Source organism: Natronobeatus ordinarius, from assembly GCF_024362485.1.
GTDB classification, from domain to species: Archaea; Halobacteriota; Halobacteria; order Halobacteriales; family Natrialbaceae; genus Natronobeatus; species Natronobeatus ordinarius.
In genome coordinates, this window is the sequence record NZ_CP101456.1 from 3,032,402 (window position 1) to 3,056,503 (window position 24,102).

23 protein-coding genes are annotated in these 24,102 nt (G+C 67.0%); 11 read left to right on the forward strand and 12 right to left on the reverse strand.

The annotated features are described in order from the left end of the window. Positions 1-103 precede the first annotated feature (103 nt). The 3 genes from NMQ09_RS15375 to NMQ09_RS15385 all read left to right on the forward strand — a co-directional run bounded on the left by NMQ09_RS15375 (position 104) and on the right by NMQ09_RS15385 (position 1,929). Positions 104-955 carry a HEAT repeat domain-containing protein gene (locus NMQ09_RS15375; protein ID WP_255191464.1) on the forward strand — a complete coding sequence of 284 codons (852 nt, stop codon included), beginning with the start codon at positions 104-106 and terminating at the stop codon, positions 953-955. A 60-nt stretch (positions 956-1,015) separates the two neighbouring features. Further along, a complete protein-coding gene (locus NMQ09_RS15380; RefSeq protein WP_255191465.1) occupies positions 1,016-1,399 on the forward strand; it encodes a secondary thiamine-phosphate synthase enzyme YjbQ in 384 nt (127 codons plus the stop codon). Positions 1,400-1,512: 113 nt separating this feature from the next. Beyond that, positions 1,513-1,929, forward strand: coding sequence for a universal stress protein (locus NMQ09_RS15385; RefSeq protein ID WP_255191466.1), 417 nt, complete (start codon positions 1,513-1,515; stop codon positions 1,927-1,929). Between the two features lie 36 nt (positions 1,930-1,965). On the opposite strand, the gene NMQ09_RS15390 is transcribed toward NMQ09_RS15385, so the two are convergent. From NMQ09_RS15390 to NMQ09_RS15410, 5 genes are all read right to left on the reverse strand, one after another. Next, complete coding sequence (locus tag NMQ09_RS15390; RefSeq protein ID WP_255191467.1) at positions 1,966-3,390, reverse strand: amidohydrolase family protein; 1,425 nt, start codon at positions 3,388-3,390, stop codon at positions 1,966-1,968. A 59-nt stretch (positions 3,391-3,449) separates the two neighbouring features. Continuing rightward, positions 3,450-4,109, reverse strand: coding sequence for a glycerophosphodiester phosphodiesterase (locus NMQ09_RS15395; RefSeq protein ID WP_255191468.1), 660 nt, complete (start codon positions 4,107-4,109; stop codon positions 3,450-3,452). A gap of 330 nt (positions 4,110-4,439) precedes the next feature. Further along, a complete protein-coding gene (locus NMQ09_RS15400) occupies positions 4,440-5,885 on the reverse strand; it encodes a cryptochrome/photolyase family protein (protein WP_255191469.1) in 1,446 nt (481 codons plus the stop codon). 37 nt (positions 5,886-5,922) lie between these two features. Next, positions 5,923-6,807: a phosphatase PAP2 family protein gene (locus NMQ09_RS15405; RefSeq protein ID WP_255191470.1), complete on the reverse strand. Its 885-nt coding sequence runs from the start codon at positions 6,805-6,807 to the stop codon at positions 5,923-5,925. A gap of 167 nt (positions 6,808-6,974) precedes the next feature. Further along, the gene (locus NMQ09_RS15410) at positions 6,975-8,699 is read right to left on the reverse strand and encodes an ABC transporter substrate-binding protein (RefSeq protein WP_255191471.1); all 1,725 of its coding nucleotides are present in this window, start codon (positions 8,697-8,699) and stop codon (positions 6,975-6,977) included. A 367-nt stretch (positions 8,700-9,066) separates the two neighbouring features. On the opposite strand from NMQ09_RS15410, the gene NMQ09_RS15415 reads away from it, so the two are divergent. Continuing rightward, the gene (locus NMQ09_RS15415; RefSeq protein ID WP_255191472.1) at positions 9,067-10,230 is read left to right on the forward strand and encodes a tubulin/FtsZ family protein; all 1,164 of its coding nucleotides are present in this window, start codon (positions 9,067-9,069) and stop codon (positions 10,228-10,230) included. A 103-nt stretch (positions 10,231-10,333) separates the two neighbouring features. Here NMQ09_RS15415 and NMQ09_RS15420 read toward each other — a convergent pair whose 3' ends face one another. Next, positions 10,334-11,215: a universal stress protein gene (locus tag NMQ09_RS15420; RefSeq protein WP_255191473.1), complete on the reverse strand. Its 882-nt coding sequence runs from the start codon at positions 11,213-11,215 to the stop codon at positions 10,334-10,336. A gap of 290 nt (positions 11,216-11,505) precedes the next feature. Here NMQ09_RS15420 and NMQ09_RS15425 point away from each other — a divergent pair, with 290 nt between their 5' ends. From NMQ09_RS15425 to NMQ09_RS15440, 4 genes are all read left to right on the forward strand, one after another. Next, a complete protein-coding gene (locus tag NMQ09_RS15425) occupies positions 11,506-12,510 on the forward strand; it encodes a TIGR04024 family LLM class F420-dependent oxidoreductase (RefSeq protein WP_255191474.1) in 1,005 nt (334 codons plus the stop codon). Between the two features lie 519 nt (positions 12,511-13,029). Further along, complete coding sequence (locus NMQ09_RS15430; RefSeq protein ID WP_255191475.1) at positions 13,030-13,995, forward strand: MBL fold metallo-hydrolase; 966 nt, start codon at positions 13,030-13,032, stop codon at positions 13,993-13,995. Positions 13,996-14,070: 75 nt separating this feature from the next. Beyond that, entirely contained in the window at positions 14,071-15,264 is a 1,194-nt protein-coding gene (gene folP / locus NMQ09_RS15435) for a dihydropteroate synthase (RefSeq protein ID WP_255191476.1), read from the forward strand. A 197-nt stretch (positions 15,265-15,461) separates the two neighbouring features. Further along, the gene (locus tag NMQ09_RS15440) at positions 15,462-16,160 is read left to right on the forward strand and encodes a 6-hydroxymethylpterin diphosphokinase MptE-like protein (protein ID WP_255191477.1); all 699 of its coding nucleotides are present in this window, start codon (positions 15,462-15,464) and stop codon (positions 16,158-16,160) included. A gap of 145 nt (positions 16,161-16,305) precedes the next feature. Here NMQ09_RS15440 and NMQ09_RS15445 read toward each other — a convergent pair whose 3' ends face one another. The 3 genes from NMQ09_RS15445 to NMQ09_RS15455 all read right to left on the reverse strand — a co-directional run bounded on the left by NMQ09_RS15445 (position 16,306) and on the right by NMQ09_RS15455 (position 19,239). Continuing rightward, positions 16,306-16,779, reverse strand: coding sequence for a universal stress protein (locus tag NMQ09_RS15445; RefSeq protein ID WP_255191478.1), 474 nt, complete (start codon positions 16,777-16,779; stop codon positions 16,306-16,308). A 124-nt stretch (positions 16,780-16,903) separates the two neighbouring features. Next, positions 16,904-17,950, reverse strand: a complete 1,047-nt coding sequence (locus NMQ09_RS15450) for an amidohydrolase family protein (RefSeq protein ID WP_255191479.1) — start codon at positions 17,948-17,950, stop codon at positions 16,904-16,906. A 62-nt stretch (positions 17,951-18,012) separates the two neighbouring features. Next, entirely contained in the window at positions 18,013-19,239 is a 1,227-nt protein-coding gene (locus tag NMQ09_RS15455; RefSeq protein ID WP_255191480.1) for an HD domain-containing protein, read from the reverse strand. 229 nt (positions 19,240-19,468) lie between these two features. Here NMQ09_RS15455 and NMQ09_RS15460 point away from each other — a divergent pair, with 229 nt between their 5' ends. Both NMQ09_RS15460 and NMQ09_RS15465 read left to right on the forward strand, forming a co-directional pair. Beyond that, positions 19,469-20,155, forward strand: coding sequence for an AzlC family ABC transporter permease (locus NMQ09_RS15460; protein WP_255191481.1), 687 nt, complete (start codon positions 19,469-19,471; stop codon positions 20,153-20,155). Continuing rightward, complete coding sequence (locus tag NMQ09_RS15465) at positions 20,152-20,490, forward strand: AzlD domain-containing protein (protein WP_255191482.1); 339 nt, start codon at positions 20,152-20,154, stop codon at positions 20,488-20,490. The genes NMQ09_RS15460 and NMQ09_RS15465 overlap by 4 nt, the downstream gene beginning before the upstream one ends. On the opposite strand, the gene NMQ09_RS15470 is transcribed toward NMQ09_RS15465, so the two are convergent. The 3 genes from NMQ09_RS15470 to NMQ09_RS15480 form a co-directional block, all read right to left on the reverse strand. Then, entirely contained in the window at positions 20,491-21,273 is a 783-nt protein-coding gene (locus tag NMQ09_RS15470; RefSeq protein WP_255191483.1) for a YihY/virulence factor BrkB family protein, read from the reverse strand. It abuts the gene before it with no gap. Between the two features lie 119 nt (positions 21,274-21,392). Then, positions 21,393-22,127 (reverse strand): CAP domain-containing protein, encoded by a 735-nt coding sequence (locus NMQ09_RS15475; RefSeq protein WP_255191484.1) that lies wholly within the window; start codon positions 22,125-22,127, stop codon positions 21,393-21,395. A 205-nt stretch (positions 22,128-22,332) separates the two neighbouring features. Further along, positions 22,333-22,653 carry a lycopene cyclase domain-containing protein gene (locus NMQ09_RS15480; RefSeq protein ID WP_255191485.1) on the reverse strand — a complete coding sequence of 107 codons (321 nt, stop codon included), beginning with the start codon at positions 22,651-22,653 and terminating at the stop codon, positions 22,333-22,335. A gap of 178 nt (positions 22,654-22,831) precedes the next feature. On the opposite strand from NMQ09_RS15480, the gene NMQ09_RS15485 reads away from it, so the two are divergent. Next, on the forward strand, positions 22,832-23,989 hold the full coding sequence (locus tag NMQ09_RS15485) for a CBS domain-containing protein (protein WP_255191486.1): 1,158 nt from the start codon (positions 22,832-22,834) through the stop codon (positions 23,987-23,989). The last annotated feature ends 113 nt before the right edge of the window (positions 23,990-24,102 follow it).

Here is a 24,102-nt window from a genome sequence, read left to right on the forward strand (position 1 = left end):
TGACGCGTTCGCCAGCACCGAACGAACGGCCGCCGGTGTCGCCTCGAACCGGTCTCGACGGCCGGAACGCTTTTGTTACCCTTGCGATACGTTCAACCGTGCGATGCCGGGGGATGGGAACCGGCGAGTAGCGTGGGGAGCGTCCGAGCCGTCCGATGAGCTCCACCTCCCGTCGATACTCGCGAAACTCGACGCAACCGACGAGGACGTACAGCTCGAAGCGGTCCGGACGATTCGGACGGCTCTCGAGGAGGAGCCACGGCGCTGTGTCCCGACCGTACCGAAACTCCGACAGCTCCTCGAACGAGCACCGACGGGGTTCGACGAACTCGTCGTCTCCTGTCTCGCAGAGCTCGCGGCCGAGGCCCCGAACGACGTCGCGCCGTCGGTCGACGCCGTCGTCCAGTTTGTGAGAGCGGAGACGCCACATCCGGGGACGACGGACGCGTTGCGGTGTCTGGCTCACGTCGCCGAACGGCGACCCGACCCCGTCGTCGACCACGTGGCGGACGTCGTCGCCGTCCTCGAGGCTGACGAACGGATCGATCCGTGGGGAACGCGCCTTCTCGAGACGCTGTCGACGAGCCACCCGCGAGCGATCGATCCGGCGACGCCACTCCTCGAGACCGCCCTCGAGCGCGAGCCGGAGACACACGGGCCGGCCGCGCTGGCAGCGCTGGCCCGGCTCGCACGAGCCGAGCCCGCCCGCGTCGCCACGTTCCTCGAGGCCGTCAAACCGCTGGTCGAGCACGACGAGCCGGCACTCAGGGTGGCGGCCATCGACCGGCTCCGGGACGTCGTCGAGGAGGCTCCCGCGTCGGCCACCGAGCCTGCCTCGACGTCGTGGTCGTCGACCCTCGAGCGGCTCGCCGACACCGACCCGAGCGACGACGTCCGCGACCGGGCCGAGCACGCCCTCGTCGTCGTGCGCCGTACCGGCGTCCGGACGCCGTGACCGCCCACTCGAGGTCCGATCGACGGGACACCTTTTGACACTGGCCGACGTTCGGGTCGTATGCGATTCACCGTGGACACCGAGGCCCGACTGACGACCGTCGACGTCACCGACCGCGTCTCGAGTGCCGTCCCCGACGACCTCGAATCTGGACTGTTAACCGCGTTCGTCGAGCACACCACGGCCGCGCTGGTCGTCCAGGAGAACGAGCCACGCCTGCGCGGCGACCTCGAGAACTTCCTCTCCGACCTCGTCCCGGACGAGGGCCACGCCCACGACGAACTCGACGGCAACGCTGATTCACACCTCCGGGCGACGCTGCTCGGCCCGTCGGTCACGATTCCCGTCGAGGACGGCGCGCTCGCCACCGGGACGTGGCAGTCGATCCTGCTGGTGGAGTGTGACGGGCCGCGGACGCGGCGCGTGTCGGTGACGGTTCGCTGACCGCACCCCGTCTCGGACGAGTCCCCGCCATCGGCTGTGGTCACGACCGGGAAGCGCGCCGGCGACGAGTCGGAGAGGTCGAGATTTATACCCCTTCGGCATTCACCTTCGGTATGGCAGTCCTCGTCGCCTACGACGGTTCGTCTCCGGCACGGAACGCAGTCGAACACGCGGTCAGCGAACACGCCGACGACGAACTCATCCTGTTACGGGTCATCGAAGCGGCCGACGGCTCCACCGGCGCCGGTATCGAACTCGTCAAAGAACGGTTGAAAGAACGGCGAGACGAGTCGGAAGCGGCGGTCTCCGAGGACGTCGACGACTTCCTCGACTCGACGCCCGTCGAGTTCAGGATCGAGACGGCCGTCGGGAATCCGGCCAGGGAGATCGTCGCGTTCGCCGAAGCGCACGACGTCGACCAGATCGTCGTCGGCAATCACGGCCGAGCGGGCGTCTCCCGCGTGCTGCTCGGCAGCGTCGCGGAGGAGGTCGTCCGCCGGGCGCCGGTTCCAGTGACGGTCGTTCGCTGATCCTCGAGCCGCGACGACTCGAGTTCGGGCGGCCTCCTACAGCCACCCCGAATCGACTCGCTCGACGAGTTCCGACTCTGCCTCCCGCCAGCGCGGCCCGGCCTCGACGAACAACTGTTCCGCGCGTTCGTTCGCCTCCTCGAGGATCGCCCCCTCGTCAACCGTCGTCGCTACCCCGTCCTCGAGCACCACCTCGCCGTCGACGATGGCCGTCTCGACGAGGCCGGCGGTCGCGCCGTAGACGAGGTTCGCCACGGCGGTGTGCAGCGGCTCGGCCACGGTCGGGGCCGTCGACGGCTGCTCGAGGTCGAGGACGATCACGTCGGCCCGTTTGCCCTCCTCGAGCGAGCCCACCCGGTCGGCGATCCCAAGCGCGCGGGCGCCCTCGATCGTCCCGACGCGGAGGGCGTCCCAGGCGGGGAACGCCGTCGGGTCCGTCCGGTCGACTTTCGCGAGCAGCGCCGCCGTCCGGAGTTCGCGGAGGAAGTCGTGCCCGCCCGGGCCGGGCGCCTGGTCGGTGCCGATACCCACGACGCCGCCGTGCTCGCGGAACCCGACCAGTGGTGGAACGATCCCGTCGATGGCCGCGATCGAACTCGGACAGGCGGCCATCCGGACGCCCGCCGTGGCCAGTCGCTCGCGTTCGGCCGCCGTCGCGCCGTGGAGGTGGGCCGCGAGGAGTCGCTCCGAGACGAGGTCGAGCTCCTCGAGCACGCTCACCGTCGTCTTACCTGCCCCGTACCGGGCCTCGATCTGGCGACGCTCGCGGTCGCCCTGGGCGACGTGCATGTGCACGCCCCGGTCGTGGGTCTCGGCCCGGTCCCGGATCTCCTCGAGCAGCGCTCGGGGAACCATGTCGAGTGCCTGGGGACCGTACAGCGCCGACACCCGATCGTGGGCCGCGTAGGTCTCGAACAGCGCCTCGTTGCGCTCGAGGCCGCGCCACCCCGCCTCCGCCTCGAGCGGATAGGGGTCGTCCGGCCCCAGGTCGGCTTTCGACTCGCCGACGGCGTTGATCGTCTCGGTCGCCACCACCCGGAGCCCCATCGGGTCGTAGACCGCCTCGACGAGCCGGGCGACGTCCGCGGCGTACTCCCCGACGGTCGTCACGCCCGAGCGCAGCGCCTCGAGGACGCCGAGTCTCGCACCGGCGACGTGATCCGCGGGCGTCATCGACTCGCTCAGCGGCCCGAGCGCGCGGTTCATCCACTCGATCTCGGGAACGTCCTGGGCCCCACCGCGGACGAGCGTGAGCCCCGAGTGGACGTGGACGTTCACGAGGCCGGGCATGGTCACCCGTCCCGCGCCGTCGATCGTCCGGTCGGCCTCGCCGTCGAACTCGCTCGCGGGGCCGACGTAGGCGAGTTCTCCGTCGTCGATCGCCACGGTGGCGTCTTCGAGGATCCCCAGTCGGTCGTCGGCCATCGTGAACGCGAGGGTGTCCGTGATCGCCAGGTCCATGGCTCGAGGCACGAACTCGAGCGGGAAAAACGGGCTCGAGCCGGCAAGGGCCGACCGCCTCACACCGAGATGGGCCGATCGGAGGAGACGCAGTCGACGCCGCGCAGTCCGAGCAGCCACGCCGTGCGCTCGCGTTCGATCGACCAGGCGTGGATCTCGAGGTCGACCGCGTTCGCCCGGTCGGGCAGCGGGGTGAACAGACAGCGCCAGTAGTTGGCCCCGATCACGTCGCAGTCGAGTTCGACCGCCGTGGTGACGGGATTCTCGAGGTGGCGACTCGCCAGCAGTCCCGTCGGCTGGTCGGGGTCGAGCTCGCGGATCGCCCGGAGTTCGTCGGCGAGAAACGACGTCGTGACGACGCGGTTCTCGACCCCCTCGAGCGCCGCGAGGACGTCTTCGGCGATGCCGTGGTCTTTCATCTCGAGGTTGACCTCCGTTTCTCGGGGGACGGCCGCGAGCACCTCTTCGAGCGTCGGAACGCCGTCGTCGGTGCCGAGGACCGACAGCGATCGAAGTTCCTCGAGGGAGTGCTCGACGACGGGGCCGGCGCCGTCGGTGACGCGGTCGACGGTGTCGTCGTGGATGACGACGAGTTCGCCCGAGCCACAGCGGCGGACGTCGAACTCGACGGCGTCGGCGCACTGGGCGGCAGACTGGACGGCGGCGATGGTGTTCTCGGGGTTGATGGCGGCGAACCCGCGGTGAGCGATCAGTCGCATTCGCTACTCGAGGGGAAGGGTGGGGAGAGCATGAAGCCACTGGCTCGAGTCGGTGGTCGCCTTACCTGATCCGGGTGGTCTGCGGTCGGTCCGACGAGTCGAACACGAGGGATCGTGACGGCGAGCGTGCTGCTCACACGAAGCTGCCCATACGGAGTTGCTCGCACGAAACACGAATGGAGCCACGCCCTCCCCAGCCGACTCGTTCGCTCGCTCCGCTCGCTCACTCGTCCCTCGCACGACGTCGTCGGGCCGCTCTCGCAGTCGCTCGAGTGGCCCAACAGCGCGCGCCACGTGGTTCGCTCGAGATCGGGTGGACCACAACCCGATTCAGTCCTCGCCGCGCGCCCGTTCGAACGTCTCGAGCGCCAGCTCCCGCCGTTCGGCATGGTCGACGATGGGATCGGGGTAGTCGGGCGCGAGCATCGTTCGCTTGCCTGTCTCGAGGGCGGGCCACTCGTGGATGGCGTCTGCCGGGACGCCCTCGAGTTCGGGGACGTACCGTTTGATGTACGCGGCGTCGGGATCGTAGCGTTCGCCCTGGGTCGTGGGGTTGAAGATCCGGAAGTACGGCTGGGCGTCGGTGCCGGTGGAGGCGGCCCACTGCCAGCCGCCGACGTCGTTGGCGGTGTCGTGGTCCGCGAGTGTCTCGCGGTACCAGTCGTAGCCCGCCCGCCAGTCACAGAGGAGGTCTTTCGTGAGAAATGAGGCGACGATCATCCGCACCCGGTTGTGGACCCACCCTTCGGCGAGCAGCTGGCGCATCCCGGCATCGACGATCGGGTAGCCGGTCTCACCGCGTTTCCACGCCTCGAGTTCTTCGGGGTCGGTTCGCCACTCGATCCCGCGGTCGTACGCGCGGAAGTTCTCGGTCACCGTCTCGGGGTTGAACGCGAGCACGTTGGCGTAAAACTCCCGCCAGGCGAGCTGGCGCTGGAACTCGCGGACGGACTCGCGTTCGTCGGCCGTTCCCGCCGACGCCGCCGCCTCTTCGGTCGCGGCGTAGGTCTCCCGGACGCCGAGGGTGCCCCACTTGAGGTGGACCGAGAGTCGCGAGGTCGCCTCGGCGGCCGGATAGTCGCGTTCGTCGGCGTAGCGGTAGATCCCGTCCGCACAAAACGTCTCGAGTCGGCTCTGTGCGGCGTCTCGCGTGGCCGACGGGAGGTCGCGGTCGACGCCGCGGTCGTCGACGTGACCGTGGGACTCGAGGCCGGCGTCGGGCTCGTCGAAGCCGAGGTCGGCCGCCGTCGGGAGCGACTCACCCTCGACGCCGGCGAGGTCGGCCGCCGCGGGTGCCTCGAGCGGGTCGTCTTTCTCCCGGTCGCGCCACTTCTTCCAGAAGTAGGTGAACACGGAGTAGTGGTCGCCTTCGTTCGGAGTGATCGAGCCCGGTTCGTGGAGGAGCCGGTCGTGGACGGTCCTGGCCTCGAGACCGGCGTCCTCGAGGGCGGCGGTGACGGCGAGGTCGCGCTCGCGGGCGAGACCACTGTAGTCTTCGTTCCAGGTGACGCCCGCCGCGTCGTGGGACGCGGCGAGTGCCGGGAGCAGCTCGCTCGGCTCCCCATGGGCGATCACGAGGTTGCTTCCCCGCTCGCGGTACCACGCCCGAAGGTCGGCGAGCGCCTCGAGCAGCGACGCGACGCGGACGGGCGAGGCGTGAGCGAGGACGACGGGATCGAAGACGAAGACGGGGACGACGGGGCCGCGGTCAACGGCCCTCGAGAGGCCACGGTTGTCGACGCCGCGTAGATCCCGGCGGTGCCAGTGGAGGTACATAGCTCGAGAACGGCCGGCTGGGTGAAAAGTGGCCGACCTACCCTCGTCGGCTTTCGCTTCCGATCCGACCGAAACGCGCGATGAGGTAGCCCTTCGTCGACTCGAGGACACCCTCGACCGAGTAGTGCACGCCGATGTAGACGCTGACGAGCGCGAGGACGACGCCGGCGATGGCGTCGGAGAGCCAGTGGATCCCGAGATACATCGTCGAGATGAGGACGCTGACGGCGAGAATTCCGGCGACGGGAACCCAGAGGGGGTATTTCTCGCGGGTCAACCACGCGAGAAAGAACACCGTCATGGCCATCGACGTGTGCAGCGAGGGAAAGACGTTTTCTGGTACGTTGACCGTGTGCGTCAGGTAGCCCGAGGCGGGAAACACTTCGGCCTGGTAGAGGACGCCCTCGAAGAGGAACGGGTCGAAGTTCCGGGGGCCGTAGGCGATGAACAGAACGTAACAGATCAGTCCGATGGCGTAGTTCGCCGTGTAGGCGACGAGCAGCGTCGAGAGGTCATCCATCTCCTCGAGGACGAAGTAGGCGATAAACGGGAAGGTGAGCAAGAACGCGTAGCCGTAGATGTAACTAAAGACGAAGTAGGTCGTGATCACTTCGGTCTGGAACGCCTGGAGAACTGTCACCGGGTTTTGCGAGAAGACCGTTCGCTCGAGTTCGAAGATGTACGGCGTAATGTTGCTTCCGAGCAGCCGCCAGGAGAGCTGTGGCAGGAGGTCACCAGTCGCCCACCGGAGGAACAGGACGCCGGCCAGGACGGCGAGCGGGAGCGCACACGCTTCGAGTCGCCATCGAAAGTCACGGACGGCCGTCACGAATCGCCTCGGGCCGACGAAGACGAGCGTCGCGGTGACGAGCATCGTCACGACGACGAGGACGAGCTCGATGAGGACGGCCACGAGTGCCATAGCAGTTCGCTACGGTCTCCATCGATTTAACTGAACTGTCGGCGGCGACCTCGACCGAAGGCGGGGTGGCTGCTCCTCGGGTTCGAGGCGACGACCGTCACCGCGAGCAAGTGCAGTGAGATCGATCACTTCGGATCGATTCGCCCCGTCCCGGTTTCGGAGTCTTCTCACGCCATGAGGTCGCCGTTTTCGTACCGATAGCCGGCGTCTTCGAACCGCGACCGAACCTGCTCCTCGTCGACCACTCCATCCGAGCCGGGGAACGATGGAACGATCGAGTCGACCAACTCGTCCGCTTCGTCCTCTTTGACGCCGACCAGCGAGCTCGGCGTCGTCGCCGGCTGTGCGTGGCCGCTGAAAATCTCGTCGACGACGTGCTCGCGGTCGACGAGCTGTGAGACGACTCGCCGAAAGTTCGGGTTGCCGAGCTGGGGCTGGTGAACGTTGTACCCAACGATGTAAAACGACCGCGTCTGGTCGTGCAGGACCGATACGTTCGGCTCGGTTTCGACCGGCTCTACGTCTTCCGGCGTAAGCCAGTCTGCGGTGAGATCGACCGTCCCCTCGAGCAGTCCTTCGATCACCGCCCCTGGTCCGGGTGAGAGGTGGAACTCGAGGCTGTTTGTGACGGGATCGGGACTGTCATAGCCCGGAACGCCTCCCGTTCGAAGGACGTGCTCGTCGAACGGCTCGAGTTCGATCAGGTCGCTGCTCGCGTCGACGAACGAGAACGGACCCGAGCCGATGGGAGCCTCGTTGTCTACGGTGAGTGCTTCCGTCCAGAGGTCGCCGACGAGTTCCGATCGCGGTTCCCAGACGTGTTCGGGCAGGATCGGTACCGTCAGCGCCCGTTCGGCGACGGTCCTCGTAGGGCCGTAGAACTCGACTTCGACCGTTCGTGCGTCGAGTACGGTGACGTCGTCGACGAGCGATTCACGGCCTCGATACCGAAGGGACGGGACGTTTCCCTCGGCCTCGCCGAGTGCCGTATCGCCGAGAAATTCGAACGTGAATCCGACGTCCGTCGCGTCGAGGGACGTTCCGTCGTGCCAGCGCAGTTCGTCGTGTAGCTCTACGGTCGCCACGAGACGGCCACCGCTCACTGCTGGATCGCGCCACGAGATGGTCTCGGCGAGCCACGGCATAAGTCCCTCGTCGGTGTGGCGAACGAGCGGGTCGTACAGCAAATCGAGGATGAGGGCGGCGTTCGTGGCGTCTACGGTGATCGGATTGAGTCGATCAGTCGACGAGAGTCTGAACGTGCCGATGCGAAGTGGTTCGTCGTTCGGACGTGCGTTGAGTAGTTCGAGAAAGTCGGTCGGCCGGCGTGGTGGCCGTTCGAGACCGAAGTCGCTCGCCGCCGCCGCGAGTCGGTCTGGAAACGCGATCGCGGTGTACGGCGCCGTGTCGAGGAGATATTCGAACAGCTCTGCGAGCGTCTGCCGTCGACGCTCACCCGTTTCCGACAGCTGCGCTTCGAGGTACTCGTCGACCGTCGGGTCGGAGAAACCGAACGGGTTTTGCCATCCCTGTTCGCCCACGAACTGCGAGTGGAGCATCGACCGGAGGCCGTCGACGTCGTCCAGATCGGGGTAGCGAGAGACGAAGATTTCGTACTCGCGTTCGACGAGAACGTCGCGGTAAAGCTCTGATTGTTCCATCGGCTCCCTGACGGCGTCTACGCCTGCCGCCCGGAGGCTCTCCTCCAGCTGGCTCACGATCATCGCGGCGATTGGATCGTCCTGGGCCGGCGTGGTCTTGATCGAAAGAGCCACCTGTCTCGGCCCGTCTTGAGTGCCCGGCCAGAGCCGTTGCGCACACCCCGCGAGCGCGCCAGCGGTGGCCGTACCGAGGCCCGCGAGGAGGCGGCGGCGAGTCGGGGACCGGGACATGATGAGCACATTAGCCATGGTTCGGTATAGGACTTACTCTCTGTGCGACAGCTCTCTCGTCCGTCGGTCGAACGCACACGACGTGTCCCAGCATCGTTCCGGAGTCGACCATCGTCGTTCCGAAGTCGACTATCGTCGCTCCGAAGACCAGACGGCGAACCGGGTTTAATCACTCCATACCAGTCTCGAGCGATCGGTACGCACCGATTCGTCGAACGCTCCGACTGGTTCATGAGTTCATAACAATACCCCTCTTCGAGGGTGTGAGTGACGTGGCATCCGTTCCCAGAATCGGACGACAGGTCTCCGTTATCAGGTCTTACGGGGCCGTCGTCTCACGGTAAGGGAATGGTACACGTACGAAACCATGAAACTCGCACTCATCGGCTTCGGGCAGGCAGGTGGAAAGGTGGTCGACGAGTTCGTCGCGTACGATGCGGCGGTCGGCAGCGGATTCGTCGAGGACGCGATCGCGGTTAACTCAGCGATAACGGACCTCGAAGGCCTCGAAAACGTTCCTCGGAAACGCCAGGTACTGATCGGTCAGTCGCGCGTAAAAGGACACGGCGTCGGTGCAGACAACGAGCTCGGCGCGGCGGTCGCCGAAGCTGACATCGACGAGATTCAGGCGGCGATCGACGAGATTGCCGTCCACGAGATCGACGCCTTTCTCATCGTCGCCGGGATGGGCGGTGGAACGGGATCGGGTGGCGCACCCGTTCTCGCGAAACACCTGCAGATGATTTACTCGGAGCCGGTCTACGGCCTCGGCATCCTGCCGGCGACGGACGAGGGCGGGATCTACACGCTCAACGCCGCCCGGTCGTTCCAGACGTTCGTCCACGAGGTGGATAATCTGCTCGTGTTCGACAACGACGACTGGCGGCGAAACGGCGAATCGGTCGCCGACGGCTACGGCCGGATCAACGACGAGATCGTCCAGCGGTTCGGGAAGCTGTTCGCAGCGGGCGAGATCGGTTCGAGCACCCAGGTCGGCGAGAGCGTCGTCGACTCTTCGGAGATCATCAACACGCTTTCAGGCGGCGGCGTCTCGACGATCGGGTACGCGACCGAACAGGTCGAAGACGGGGGCGGCCTCCTCTCCCGTTTCGGTCGCTCTGAAGACGAGCGGTTCGGAACCGACCGGACGAACCGAATGACGACGCTCGTTCGAAAGGCAACGCTCGGCCGGCTCACACTCCCGTGTGCGGTCTCGAGCACCGATCGCGCGCTCGTCGTCGCGACCGGCCCGCCGGAAGAGCTCAACCGGAAGGGCATCGAACGCAGCCGAAAGTGGCTCGAGGAGGAGACCGGGAGCATGGAGGTCCGTGGGGGCGACTATCCGCTCCCCAACGAGGACGAAGTCGGCGCTGTCGTCCTCCTCTCGGGAGTCACCGACGTCCGCCGGATCGAGCGGCTCCAGCAGGTCGCGATCGAGGCCAAGGAGACGGGCGAGTACATCGACGCCAAACGCGAGGATGAGGCGGCCGCGCTGCTGGATACCGGTGGCGAACTCGACGCGTTGTTCTGAGCCTCTCGGCTGCAACTGTGTGACTCGTTTCGTCGCCCGGACGGCGACAATCATTCACGACAGAGGGCAGACAGTATGAACCGTCGGCGACGATTCGACTGCGTTATGCCTCGTCAGGCTCCGCCGTTCGAACGGTCACCACTGGACACGGCGCGGTCCGCACGACCAGTTCCGCGACGCTACCCATGACGTACCGGCTCACACCGCGTCGACCGTGTGTCCCCACGACGGCGAGGTCGATCCCCTCCTCGTCGGCGTAGTTCGTGATCCCACGCGAGACGCTTCCGACCTCCACGGACGTGACGACCGACGAGACACCGACCTCCCGGGCACGGTCCGCTGCCGCGTCCACCGTCGCACGGGCGTCCGCCTCGAGCGCCTCGAGCAGTTGTCCGGTGGCGACCTCGGCGCCGGTCGTCGTGACGTCGACGATCGAGAGGAGGTGGAGGGTCGCCCCGCGCTCGGCCGCCAGTTCGGCACCACGCTCGAGGGCCGCCGTTGCACACTCGCTGCCGTCGGTCGCGACGAGGACGTCCTCGTAGGGAAACGTGATCGCATCGACGGTCGGTTCCCGGACGGTCAAGACCGGCACGGTCGCCGTGCGAACCACGCGTTCGGTCACGCTGCCGAGAAAGAGCCGTTTGAGTCCGCGGCGACCATGCGTCCCCATCGTGATCAGGTCGACGGCCGCCGTCTCGGCGTAGGCGAGGATCGTCTCGTGGGGATCGCCCTGCTCGACGACGTCGACGACGGAGACGCCGCGCTCGCTCGCACGCTCGGCCGCCGCCGCAACGATCTCGGCGCCTCGCGCTTCGAACACCTCGAGCACCTCGTCGTCGTCCGATCGCAGCCCGTCTCGCGTCGTGTCGACGACGAACAGCACGTGTAGCCGTGCGCCGTCGGCCTCGGCGACGTCGAGTGCGTGCTCGAGGGCGGCGGTCGCCCCGTCGCTACCGTCGGTCGGAACCAGGATCTCGTCGGCCATGCAATCCAGTTAACACCCGCGTCACGTTAGCGTACCGGACGTCACCAGCTGGTGGTGATCCACGTCCAGTGGGGGAGAATTCCACGCCGCGAGGGTTCCGGTCGGCCACCATACAATTTTAAGAGCGTTCATTGTGTGTTCGAGAGTGGGAACAACTCGCATGACCAGGAGGCGACACGAATGACGACCGAACCGTTCCTCGCCAGTCCCGCCTCGTCGTACCTCGTCGGGCAAACGCTCGAGCCCGCCGGCAAACCCGCGATCCTCGAAGACCCAACCGTCTATCAGACATGACAGACCGCACACTCCACCTGCCCGTTGCCGCACAGCCGAGCGTCGACTCGCTCGTGAACCTCGCCGTCCTCGGCGAGCACCACGGCTACGAACGCGCCTGGCTACCGGAGACGTGGGGCCGGGACGCGACGACCGTCCTCACGAGCATCGCTCACGAGACCGACGAAATCGGGATCGGCCCGAGCATCTTCAACATCTACTCTCGCTCGCCCGCCCTGCTGGCCCAGACCGCGACGACCCTCCAGGAGGTCGCAGACGGCCGGCTGCGAGTTGGCATCGGCCCCAGCGGCCCCGCCGTCATCGAGGGCTGGCACGGCGTCGAGTTCGACCGCCCGCTGCGGCGCACCCGCGAGTGTATCGAGATCATGCGCACGGTGATGGCTGGAGAGACGCTCAACTACGACGGCGACGTCTTCTCGCTGGCCGGCTTCCGGCTGCGCTGTGACCCGCCCGAGGTGCCGGTAGCGATCGACGCCGCCGGAATGGGCCCGAAGTCGGTCGAACTCGCCGGCCGCTTCGCCGACGGCTGGCACGCTATCACCCTCACCCCCGACGGGATCGAGCAGCGTCTCGAGGACCTCCGCCGCGGTGCCGAACTCGGCGGCCGCGACCCCGACGAGGTTCGAACGACGCTCTCGATCACCGCCTGTGCGCTCACAGACGGCGAGCGCGCCCGGCAGCTCTGTCGCCAGCACCTCGCGTTCTACGTGGGCGCGATGGGGACCTACTATCGGGAATCGCTCGCGAGACAGGGCTACGAAGAGGAGGCCCACGCCATCGCCGCCGCGTGGGCCAGCGGCGACCACGAGGAGGCCTGCGACCTGATCACAGACGAGTTGCTCGACGACCTCGGGGCGGCCGGCACGCCCGATCGCGCCCGCGAGGAACTACGAAAGTTCGAGGCGATCGACGGCGTCGACGCGATCGCCGTCGGCTTCCCGCGGGGGGCGACGACCGAAGAGATCGAGGCGACGATCGAGGCGCTGGCGCCCGACGCCTGATCACGACGCGGGTTCTACACCCGGCACACGATCCGAGACCGCCCTCTCTCGCCCTTCCAGAAACTGAACCGACCACGGGTAGCGACGGCGCACCCTCGAGCCGACCCGGAGCGGCAGCGACGGGACGGCGAGAACGGCTCGCGCCGACGGGGGAGGCGTGGGGACGACACCCCGAGCGCGGGCTGAGCCATCCCGAAGGGCGGCGAAGCCCGCGCGAGGAACCGGAATTTCACCGTGTTTCGGCACGAGTTGTTGCGGCTTCACGGACGTCGTCGAGGTTCCGATTCTACTGGTGTCGCCGATCACCCGAGTGCACGGACGACCCGATCACCCGAGTGCACGGACGACCTGATCACCCGAGTGCACGGACTTCCTCGAACACTCGAGTGCACGGACTTCCTCGAACACTCGAGTGCACGGACTTCCTCGAACACTCGAGTGCGAATCGCTCTCGAGCGCCCCGCCCACTCGAGGACGAAACCGTGGAAGTGACGACGCTCGAGGCCGACGCTCGAACCGATGACGACGACTGTCGACGACGTGCCGGCCGTCGAGCGAGTCGCGGTCGGCCAGGGAACGCCGGAGGGGACCAACAGCGCCTACCTCCTCCCCGAGCGAGGCGTGGTGATCGATCCGGGACCGCCCACCGAGTCGGCGTGGGCGGACCTCCAGGCAGGTCTCGAGCGGGCGGCCCTCACACTCGAGGCCGTCGAGTACGTGCTCGTCACCCACTGGCACGCCGATCACGCCGGGCTCGCTCCGCGGCTGGCCGAGGCGGCCGACGCGACGCTCGCGATGGGCGACACCGACGCGCCGATCATCGCCGACTACGCCGCCGAGCGCGACCGACGGCTCGAGCGAGACGCCGAGACGATGCGAACCTGGGGCGCCCCCGACGACGCGGTCGCGGCCGTCCTCGAGGGCGACCGACCATCGCCGCTTCCCGACTCGTTCCCCGTCGAGCGGCTCGCGGACGGCGACCGGATCGCCGGCCTCGAGGTGCTGGCCACGCCGGGGCACACGCTCGGCCACGTGGCGTTCGCGAGCGGGGCGAACGGGGACGCGGACGCGGATACGGGCGCGGTCTTCGTCGGCGACGCCGTCCTCCCGACGTACACCCCGAACGTCGGCGGGAGCGACACCCGAACCCGGACGACAGACCCACTCGGCGACTACGTCGAGACGCTCTCGCGACTCGAGCGTCGCCCCGAACCGCTACTCCCCGGCCACGGCACGACGCTCGCGGCCGACCGGATCGAGGAGATTCGGTCCCACCACCACGCCCGCACCGAACGCGTGGTCGCGGCGCTCGAAGGACTCGAGCCGGCGACGCCGTGGGCGGTCGCCTGCGAGCTGTTCGGCGACCTCTCGGGCATCCACGTGAAGTTCGGCGCCGGCGAGGCCGCGGCCCACCTCGAGGCCCTCGAGACCGAGAACGCGGTGAACCGGGTCGAGGACGAGCCGGTGACGTACCGGCTCCCGTGACCGTGACCGATCCGAGAAGGAGTCCTCGTTCGCCGCAACCACGCTGCCTTTTTACCCCGCTTCCTGAGACGGCGTATGGACAGCGTCGATGCGGCCGGGCTCGGGATCGGCGACGAGTACCCGCCTCGGATCATGGGCGTCTTGAACGTCAGCGAGGAGTCGCCGTACGATCCGAGCGTCTACGACGACCCCGCGGCCGCCGCACGGTACGTCGACGAGGCGCTGATCGGTCAGGGCGCAGACATCGTCGACGTCGGCCTCGAGTCGGCGAACAAACGCTTCGAGGTGCTCACCGCCGAGGAAGAACTCGAGCGGTTACACGTCGCCCTCGAGACGATCGATCGGGTCACCGGCGACGCCGTCTTCTCGATCGAGACGCGGTACGCGTCGGTCGCCGACGAGGCGCTCGCGTCGGGGTTCGACATGGTCAACGACATCTGTGGCTTCGCCGACCCCGAGATGCCGACCGTCTGTGCCGACCACGACGCCGCCGTCGCCAAGATGGCGAGTCCGCCGGACCTCGAGCGGCCGGGGGCGGTCGAGGAGACCGACTGGGCAGCCCGGAAGTCGCCCGCGTGGGCCGCCGAGGCCGACTACGTCGACATGGTCTACGAAGCCCTCAAACAGAACGGCTTCACGGAGAAGACGATCGTCGACCCTGCCTTCGGCGGCTGGAGCGAGGCCCAGACGCTCGAAGACGACCGCGAGACGTTCCGCCGACTGGGCGAGTTCCGCGCGCTCGGCAAGCCGATGCTCGTCTCGATCAACCGGAAGAACTTCCTCGGCGAACTCGCCGGCCGGGAGACCGACGAACGGCTTCCCGTGAGCCTGGCGGCCACCTCGATGGCGGTCGAACGCGGCGCCCACGTGATCCGGACCCACGACGTCGCCGAGACGCGCGATGCGGCCCTGATCGGCGCGGCGTTCACCGAGCGATCGACGGTCACCCGTGAGGCGTTCTCGCTCTCCCGGCTCGACCTGGGGTCGACCAGGGAGCTGCGCGCCTACCTCGCCGAACGCGACGTCGATCCCCTGCTGGCAGACGACTGGGTCCACCACGCCCTCGAGATCGAGGGGCTCGATCCCGGCGATGTGAGCCTGCTCGCTCGAGTCGCCGGCGAGAGCGGTGCGGTCTGGATCGAGGGCGGCGGAGACCAGTGGCTCCTGGTCGGTTCGACGGCGGCGATCGCTCGCGTCAGCGAACGGCTACGGCGCGAATCGGGTACGGTGGCCGAACTCGGCGCCGAACTCGAAGAAACCGTACGCTAAGAGAAAGTTTATGCCGGAGGCTTCGAAATAGGGGGGTGGAAGCCGGGTCGCCTCCCGGGTAGGGGTACTTTGGAGGCCGTCCCGGCCCACACACGGAATTATTGCGCGATCGATTCGACGAGTGTCGACCAGCAGTCTCTACGCTGTTCGTAACGAAGAGACGTGACGGTCATGTACGTCGCTACACAACGAGCAGCATGGAGTTCGACGAGTGGGAACCCGTCTACGAGGCGATCCTCGAAACGTTCGGCTACGACCGGGAGGCCGACGAACGGGCGCGTGACGTGCTCGCCTCGCTGACGGGGCCGTTCGACACGACACACCTCTCGGCCGTCGATGGCGCGACCGTTGCGATCGCCGGGGCAGGGCCCTCCCTCGACTCGGTCGCCGACCTCGAGCGAGCCCGCGAGGTCGACGTCGTGATCGCCGCTTCGACGGCGGCGGACGTCCTCGAGGCCAACGGCGTGACCGTCGACTGTATGGTGACGGATTTGGACAAGAACCCGGAGACGGTCCGGCGGCTGACCGCGGAGGGAATCCCGGTCGCAGTGCACGCCCACGGCGACAACATACCGGCCGTCCGGTCGGTGGTTCCCGACTGCGTCGACGAGTTCGTCCTGCCGACGACCCAGGCCGCCCCGAGCGGGCCAGTGCGGAACGTCGGCGGGTTCACCGACGGTGACCGGGCCGCCTTTCTCGCCGACGCCCTGGGGGCCGCCGACCTCGAGTTCGTCGGCTGGGACGTCGACGATCCCGCCGTCGGATCAGTGAAGGCGCAAAAACTCGAGTGGGCCGAACGGCTGCTGTACTGGCTCGAACGACGACGCGGGGACCGGTTCTCGGTCCTCGACGGCCGTCGCGAGGAGATCGAGACCGACGCCCTCCCGCTCGAGTAGCGACTCTCACTCGAGAACGCCAACGCTCGCTATCGCGATCGGCCGTCGCTGGGCGTTCGTTCGCCGGTCACTCGACGGTCGCCCGTTCGCCGGTCACTCGACGGTCGCCCGTTCGCCGGTCACTCGACGGTCGCCCGTTCGCCGGTCACTCGACGGTCGCACGCGCGTCGATCGACTCCCCCTCGACGCGTTCTTCTTCGACGTTCACCGTCAGGACGGGGACGGTCGAACACCGGACGACCCGTTCGGCGACGCTGCCGAGCAGGAGGCGGTCGATACCGCCACGGCCGTGGGTTCCCATGATCACGAGGTCACAGCCGTCGGCCCTGGCTTCCTCCGCGATGACGCGACTCGGAGAGCCCTCGAGTACCGCCGTCTCGACGGGGACGCCATCGGCCAGCGCCTCGACCCGCTCGACGGCTTCCGTCCCTTCCTCACGCAGGGCGTCGCTGATCCCATCCCAGGCGGTCTCCATCGGGAGGCCACCGTAGCTCGCCGCGTTGACGACGTACACTGTCCGGATCGTCGCGTCGTGTTCGCGCGCGAACTCGACCGCGTACTCGACGGCGCGTTCGACCTCCGCCGATCCGTCGGTCGGGACGAGGATCCGATCGTACATCGTGATATGCTACCATACGTCAGCGAACGGTATTAAGCATTGTCGTGTGACGACCAGTCGACGAGCCGGTGGGCGCGGTACTGGAACTGGGTCCCGGCGATTGGCCGCTCGCGAACCGAGCCGTTCAATCGACCGGCTCTTCGAAGACGACCGCTTCGACGTCGGCCACGCCCGCACGCCGCACGACTGCCCGGATGGGGTCGATCGCCCCGGCCAGGTTGTCCGAACCGCCGTCAAGGATCAGGATCCTGGCGTACGCACCGGGCTCGAGGACGCCGTATTCGAGGTCGAGCAACTCCGCACCGTTGACGGTCGCCATCCGGAGGATCTGGCGGGCCGACAGGTCCGACAGCTTCGAGAGGAACGCCATCTCGCGAAACATCGACGGCGAGTTGAGCATGACGTTGTCGGTGCCGAGAGCGACCGTCGTCCGCGCCGTGAGTTCCTCGATCGGCGGCAGCCCGACGCCCGTGACGAGGTTCGAACGTGGACAGACGACGACCGGCACCGCCCGATCCTCGATTCGATCCAGATGAATCGCCTCGGGGTGGACGACGTGGATCAGAAACTCCGGGTCGAGGTCGAGCGCCGGATTGAGGTCACTCGCGTCCGCCTCGCCGGCGTGGATGGCGAAGGGTTTTCCCGCCTCGCGGGTGGCCGTTCGCTCGCGGTCGAAGACGGCGTCGTTCGCCCCGCTCGCCCCGAAGCCGTCGCCCGCTTCCATCGCCTCGAGCGACTCCCGACCGAAGGCGAACGCGTCGATCTCAAGCCCCTCTGCCGCCTCCCTCAGCATCCGAACGCCGTCGGCGCCGCCCTCACGGAAGTCGAAACAGGCCGCCGTCCCACCCTGGAGCATGTACCGCAGCGACCGACGCATCGAACCGACGAGCGCTTCCCGGGACGCCTCCCGGAGCAATCGATGCTTGAGCCCGTCCGGCGGCGCAACCAGCTCTTCGAGCGAGAGTCCCCCGCCCGCCTCCTTCGCGATCGAATCACCGATGTGCGTGTGGGCGTTGACGAACGCCGGCAGCACGATCGACGACGAGTCGACGGACGCCTCCTCGATACGCTCGATCCGTCCGTCGTCGCCGACCACCAGTCGTCCCTCGACGGGCTCGAGCTCCCGTCCCCGGAGGATCGTTCCCTCGTACACCGCCCCGTCGCGTTCCATACCTACGGTTTCGGCGGGAACGTCTTGAACGGTTCGTCGGCCGCTCACTGGGCCGTACCCGATCACTCGAGGAACTGATCGAGCGTCGCGTAGAGCCCGGTTCGGCTCTCGCTCACGAGCGGGCCGTCGATGTCGAGCCCGAGGACGTCCACGGCGGCGCGACCGACCCGTTCGCGGACGTCCGCCGGCGAGTAGACGCCGAGTCGCCACTGGGAGTACTGGGCCGCCCGCAGGGCGTCGACCAGCGGCGACTGGTAGCCCAGCCGACGGACCTCGCCGTTGACCATCACCCGGGTCGTCGACTCCTTCATCGACGGCCGCCCGGGGACGTCGAGGATCACGCTCTCCTCCTCGACGGCCGCCTCGTCGGAGATTTCCCGCTCGAACGCCCGGATCGACTCGTGGTCGGCCTCGACGATCCCGCCGGGAACGTCGTCGATCTCCGCCCAGACCGCCCGCTTGTAGAGGTCGCGCTCGTCGAGCCGCCGCGAGAGCTCGCTCGTCACCTCGTGGCTCCGGAGCGCGACGATCAGGTCGTGGTCGTCCATCCGCTGGAGCGTCGCCGCGTCGACGGCCCCGGCCTCGAGCAGCGCTCGGGTCGCCTGCCGCAGCATCGCCTTGCTGATCCGGGCGACGCTGTGGTTGTAGACGGTCGGGTTCATCAGCGCCCGCGCGACGAGGAGGCTCTCGGCGGTCTGGACGTTCCCCTCGCCCAACACAAGCTCGCCGTCGACGAAGGTGAGTTCGCGCACGAGCCGGCCGTGGTCGATCGTCCCGTACGGCACGCCGGTGTGGTGGGCGTCCCGCACGAGGTAGTCCATCCGGTCGACGTCGAGTTCGCCCGAGACGACCTGGCCGAAGCGGCCTCCGCCCGCCACCAGGTCTGCCACGTCGTCCGGGTCAAGATCGTGAGTCCGTAAAACGTCGCCGACCTGTCCCGACGCCAGCAGCTCGTGGACGTCGTCGTGGTACCGACCCGTCCGTCGATACGTGAGCGTCTCTAAGTTGTGGCTGAACGGGCCGTGGCCAACGTCGTGTAACAGCGCCGCCGCGCGCACCCGTTCGGCCTCGAGCCCCTCGACGCCGAAGTTCTCGAGCGCCTCGCAGGCGAGATGGTACACCCCCAGACTGTGCTCGAACCGGGTGTGGTTCGCCGACGGGTAGACGAGCGAGACCGTCCCGAGCTGTCTAACCTCCCGCAGCCGCTGCATCGCCGGCGTGTCGAGGAGCGCTCGAGCGACGCCGTCGATCTCGATGTGGTCGTGGACGCTGTCCTTGATGATCTTCATTGCCGACTATTCGATCGAATCGTACAAAAACTGTCGCCCGCACACACTGATTGGGCAGCGATTGTCTCTCGTCCGCTCCGGCGGGAGGGCATATCACGGATAAAAATAACGACATTGATAACTGGTTCCGTCACCCACGACAAAGAGCGTTGCACTCGGCCAATCTGATGCCGCCCTTACTCTTCTCAGTTCGACAGGGTTTTGAATCGCTCGTGAGTGAACGTGACGTATGCACGAGGACCTCAAGGCGGGTGTCCGCGATTCGCTCGCGATTCTGCTCGGCATCTTGCCCTTCGCCCTCGTTTTCGGGATCGCCGCCGACGGCGCGGGGCTGACGATGGGTCAGACCGTGGCGATGTCAGCCGCGGTCTTCGCCGGCACCGCCCAGCTGGCCGCCGTCGAGCTACTCGGCGACGCCGCCCCGCTCGCCGTCGTCATCGGCACGGCGGTCGTGATCAACCTCCGGATGTTGATGTACTCGGCGTCGATCGCACCCCACCTCGCGACGTATCACAAACGAACGCGGGCGTACCTCGCGTACTTTCTCACCGATCACGTCTACGCGGTGTCTATCGGCGAGTACGTCAACGAGGATCGCGACCGAGACAAACGGCTGTACTACCTCGGGCTCGGCCTGAGCATCTGGCTCATCTGGATCGTCGGCACGGTTGCCGGCGCCGTCTTCAGCGCCGGCGTCCCGCCGGCGTGGCAGCTCGATTTCGTCATCCCGCTGGTCTTCCTCGCCATCCTGGTCCCGGCGATGAAGACCCGACCACAGGTCGCCGCTGCACTCGTTAGCGCGGGCGTCGCCATCGGCGTCTTCACCGCCGGAATCCCTGCCGGGCTCGACCTCATGGTCGGTGCCGTGGTTGGAATCGTCGCCGGCGTCGCGACCGAGGAGGTGTTGAGCCGATGAGCGGCTACAGCGCCCTCGAGATCTGGGCCGTGATCGTCGCCGTCGGCGTCGCGACCTACCTCATCCGGCTCTCGTTCATCCACCTGTTCGGACGGATCAACGAGGTCCCACCGCGGGTCAAACTGTTCCTCAAGTTCGTTCCGGCGGCGGTGCTCGCGGCGCTCGTCGCCCCACAGCTCATCAGTATCGGGCCGACCGTCCAGGAGACGCTCGTCGACGAGCGGCTGCTCGCCGGTGTCGTCGCCGGCGTGGTGGCCTGGTGGACCGAGGACATCCTCGCGACGATCGTCGCCGGGATGGTAGCGCTCTGGACGCTCCAGTTTCTCCTCTTCTGATCACTCGACGATCTCCGGCCTGGACAGCACGACGTTGATCACCGCTCCCGTGAGGACCAGAACTCCCGCGAAGTAGAGCCAGATGACAAACAGGAAGACGGTACCGATCACCCCGTACGCCTCGTACTGCCCGGCGTTCGCGGCGTAGAGCTGGAACCCGATCTGCAGAATCGTCCAGCCGACGGCGGCGAACGCGGCTCCCGGGAGAATCTCGGTCAGTCTTACGGAGATCGGCGGGAGGACGTAGTAGACCGGGAGGAAGGCCACGAACAACCCGAGGATCAACGCGACCCAGCTGAGAACGCCGACGAACGGGATCTCGCCCGCCAGTATCCCGAGGATCACTCCGACGACGATCATCAAACCGAGCGCCACGGCGATTGCGAACACGATCACGATCCCGTCGCGGATCTCCTCGAGCAGCGAATCCTCGCCGGCTTCGCCGTAGACCTCGTCGAACGCCTTGCTGAGGCCGCGAAACACCTTCAATCCACCCCAGGTCGCGACAGCGAGGGCGATAACTGACGCCTCGGCGCGACCGGCCTCGGTCGTCAGCGCGATCGTCACGAGGTCCTCACCGGCATCCGGGAGCAGGTCGCCGGCGACTTCGATCAGGTCCTGGGCGAGTTCCTCACCGCCGACGATCGAGCCCACCACGAGCGCGAGCACCACCAGCGGGATGAGCGAAACGAACGCGTAGTACGCAAACCCCGCGGCGAGGAAGGTGAGCTCGCGATCGCTCGCAACCTGGTAGATCGAGACGAGTGTCTCCCTCGCGTCCATACCGTGGCTATACGGACCCCCACACCAAAGAGCGTGTGACTTCCCTGCAGATTCTGAGGCGTGGACGCCCACGACGCGTGGTCGTCGCTCGAGTTCAGCGACCGAGACCGGCTCCTCGACTACGGCAGTTCACAGAAGTTGTGCGTCGCGAACACCTGGCCGTCGTCGGACAGGTAGACGCCGACGCCGCCACGATCCCAGGAGTCATCGAGCATCGCCTCCCGGTGTGGTGGCGAGTTCATCCACTGGTCGACCAGCCCCTCGGCGAGCTCCTCGGGCGTCTCGTAGCGGTTGATCTCGTCGTCGTTCCCCTGGACGTTTCGGTCGGCCCAGGTCATCGCGAGATTCTCGCCGTACACCTGACAGTAATCGCCGACCTCGTCGAAGCGATCCATCGGACTCTCTCCGTCGGGATTCGTGTGATCGAAGTACTCCCGCTCGTTCATGTCGACGCTGTGTGCCCGTGACACGGAGGCGATCGTGCCGTCCCACTCGATGGGATCGAGCCCGTGTGCTTCCCGCCGATCGTTGACCTCGGCGTGAACGAAGTCCTCGACGACCTCGGACGAGAACGTGCCGCTCGACGACGCGTACGTCGACTCGTGCGGGTCGTTCGGATCGACCAGGTCGGGCTCGCGCTCTCCAGCCGGTGGCGGCTCGTCGAAGACGACGGGCGACGGCTCCGGCTCGAATTCGCCGACCAGCGTCGGCGCGAGAACGACGACCCCGACGACGAGCGACACGAACAGAACGACGACGATCACGAGGTGGACGAGCGCAACGAGTGAACGGAGTATCCCACGCTCGTCGCTGGGCGTGGCGGTCGAGCGATCACGACGGCGAGGACCGGTCATTCGGCTCGCGGTTCCACGCTCCGGGCTAAGTGCGCGAGGGTCAGTTGCGCTCGTTGAGAGTGATCAATTCGAGTGATAGTCAGCGATCGATGACGCTCTATAGTAACCGTTGAACGTCATTGCACACCCGGTCACGACCATCGGCGGTCAGCCTCGTCGACGAGGTCGAGGCTGCCCGCTCGGCTGTGACCGGGTGTAACTCGTTTCAACGAATACTATAGCCCGCCGTCTCCCCGAAGATCGTCTCGTGAACGCCGATCACCAGCCCCGGCACGACGAGCATGAAGAGGTGCTCCTCGAGGGGGATTCCCGCGACCTCGATCCCCGTCCGGAGGTTGATCTCGAAGACGCCGACCGCGAGCGTATAGCGGTCCCAGAGGTAGGCGATCGGGTAGAGTGCGACGATCGTGACGGCAGCCTTGCCGAGCGCGCCGGCTCGTCGCAAGAGGATCAGTGCGATCGTTCCCCAGAACAGTTCGGTCGCGAGGTACGTGTACCGTCCGAAGATCCCGATGTCCGGCACCATACCCGAGAGTCGACCGCCGCCGAAAAAAGCGTATCCGGCAGTTTCACCGGCTGGATCGGAGCGTCCCAACCAAAATCGCGTGACGCTGCAAACCGGCGTCCACTGCTGTCCAGTGGCGCCGAGAGCACCAGCGGGCGGTACGTTGATAACCGTCGCGGGAGTAGGCCCCCGCAGAACGATGGACATCGCTGACATCGCTACGACGGAGTATATCGAAGTCGACGCCGGGACGCGAATGGGGAAGGTCCGTTCGTCATTCGAGAACGGAAACCCCAAGGGACTCGTCGTCACCAACGACGGGGAGTACCGGGGGATGATCAGCGAACGGGAGGTCCTCCAGTCCCACGTCGAAGACGACGCGAAAGTGGCGGCGCTCATCAAGCCGAGTCGCACCGATCCAGTGCCCAAGATCGGGCGAACCGAGAACGTCCGCGACGCCGCCCGCAAACTCATCGAGGGTAACGCCCGGGTCGCACCCGTCTTCGAGAACGACGAGCTGTGGGGGATCGTCAGCGGTGACGGCATCCTCGAGGCCGTCCTCGAGAACTTAGACGCGATCACCGTCGACGACGTCTACACCGCCGATCCAGCGACCCTGAACGAGGACGACGGCATCGGCAAGGCGATCAACTACCTGCGCGAACACGGCGTCTCTCGACTGCCCGTCCTCAACGAGAACGGCTACCTCAGTGGCGTCGTCACGACCCACGACATCGCCGACTTCGTCATCCGCCAGGACGAGCGAACCACGACCGGCGACCGCGTCGGCGACAGCGACCGGATGCTCGACGTGCCGGTCTACGACATCATGAACAGCCCCGTCCGGACAGTGGCCATCGAGTCGACCGCCCGCGAGGCCGTCGAGCAGATGCTCGAGGAAGACTACGGCGGGCTGATCGTCACCCCTGCAGACGACGACCGCGTCGTCGAGGGCGTCATCACCAAAACCGACGTGCTGCGCGCGCTCACCTACACCGAAGAAGAGCACATGGACGTCCAGATCACGAACATCTCGCTGCTCGACACCATCACGCGCGAGTCCATCGTCGAGAGCATCCAGAGCGTCTCCGATAAGTACGCCGAGATGCAGGTGTTCCACGCCCACGTCCGCTTTCACGAACACAAGGAGAAACTCCGTGGCACGCCCCTGATCCGCTGTCAGATCCGGCTGCGAACCAACAAAGGCCAGGCCGCCGGCTCCGGCGAGGGCTACGGCTCCGAGAACGCCTTCCGCGTCGCCCTCGACAAACTCGAGCGCAACGTCCTGGAGATGAAAGGCGTCCAGAGCGACGAGGAGTACCGCGGACAGCTGCTGCGGAAGCTCAACGAGTTGTAACGACGCCCCGTTCTCTCACCGATTCGGCGGTCATCCTCGTCTCGCCGATTCGATCGCTGGCCCACGTTCTCTCACCGACTCGACCGTCGACCTCGTTCTCGATCAGCCACACG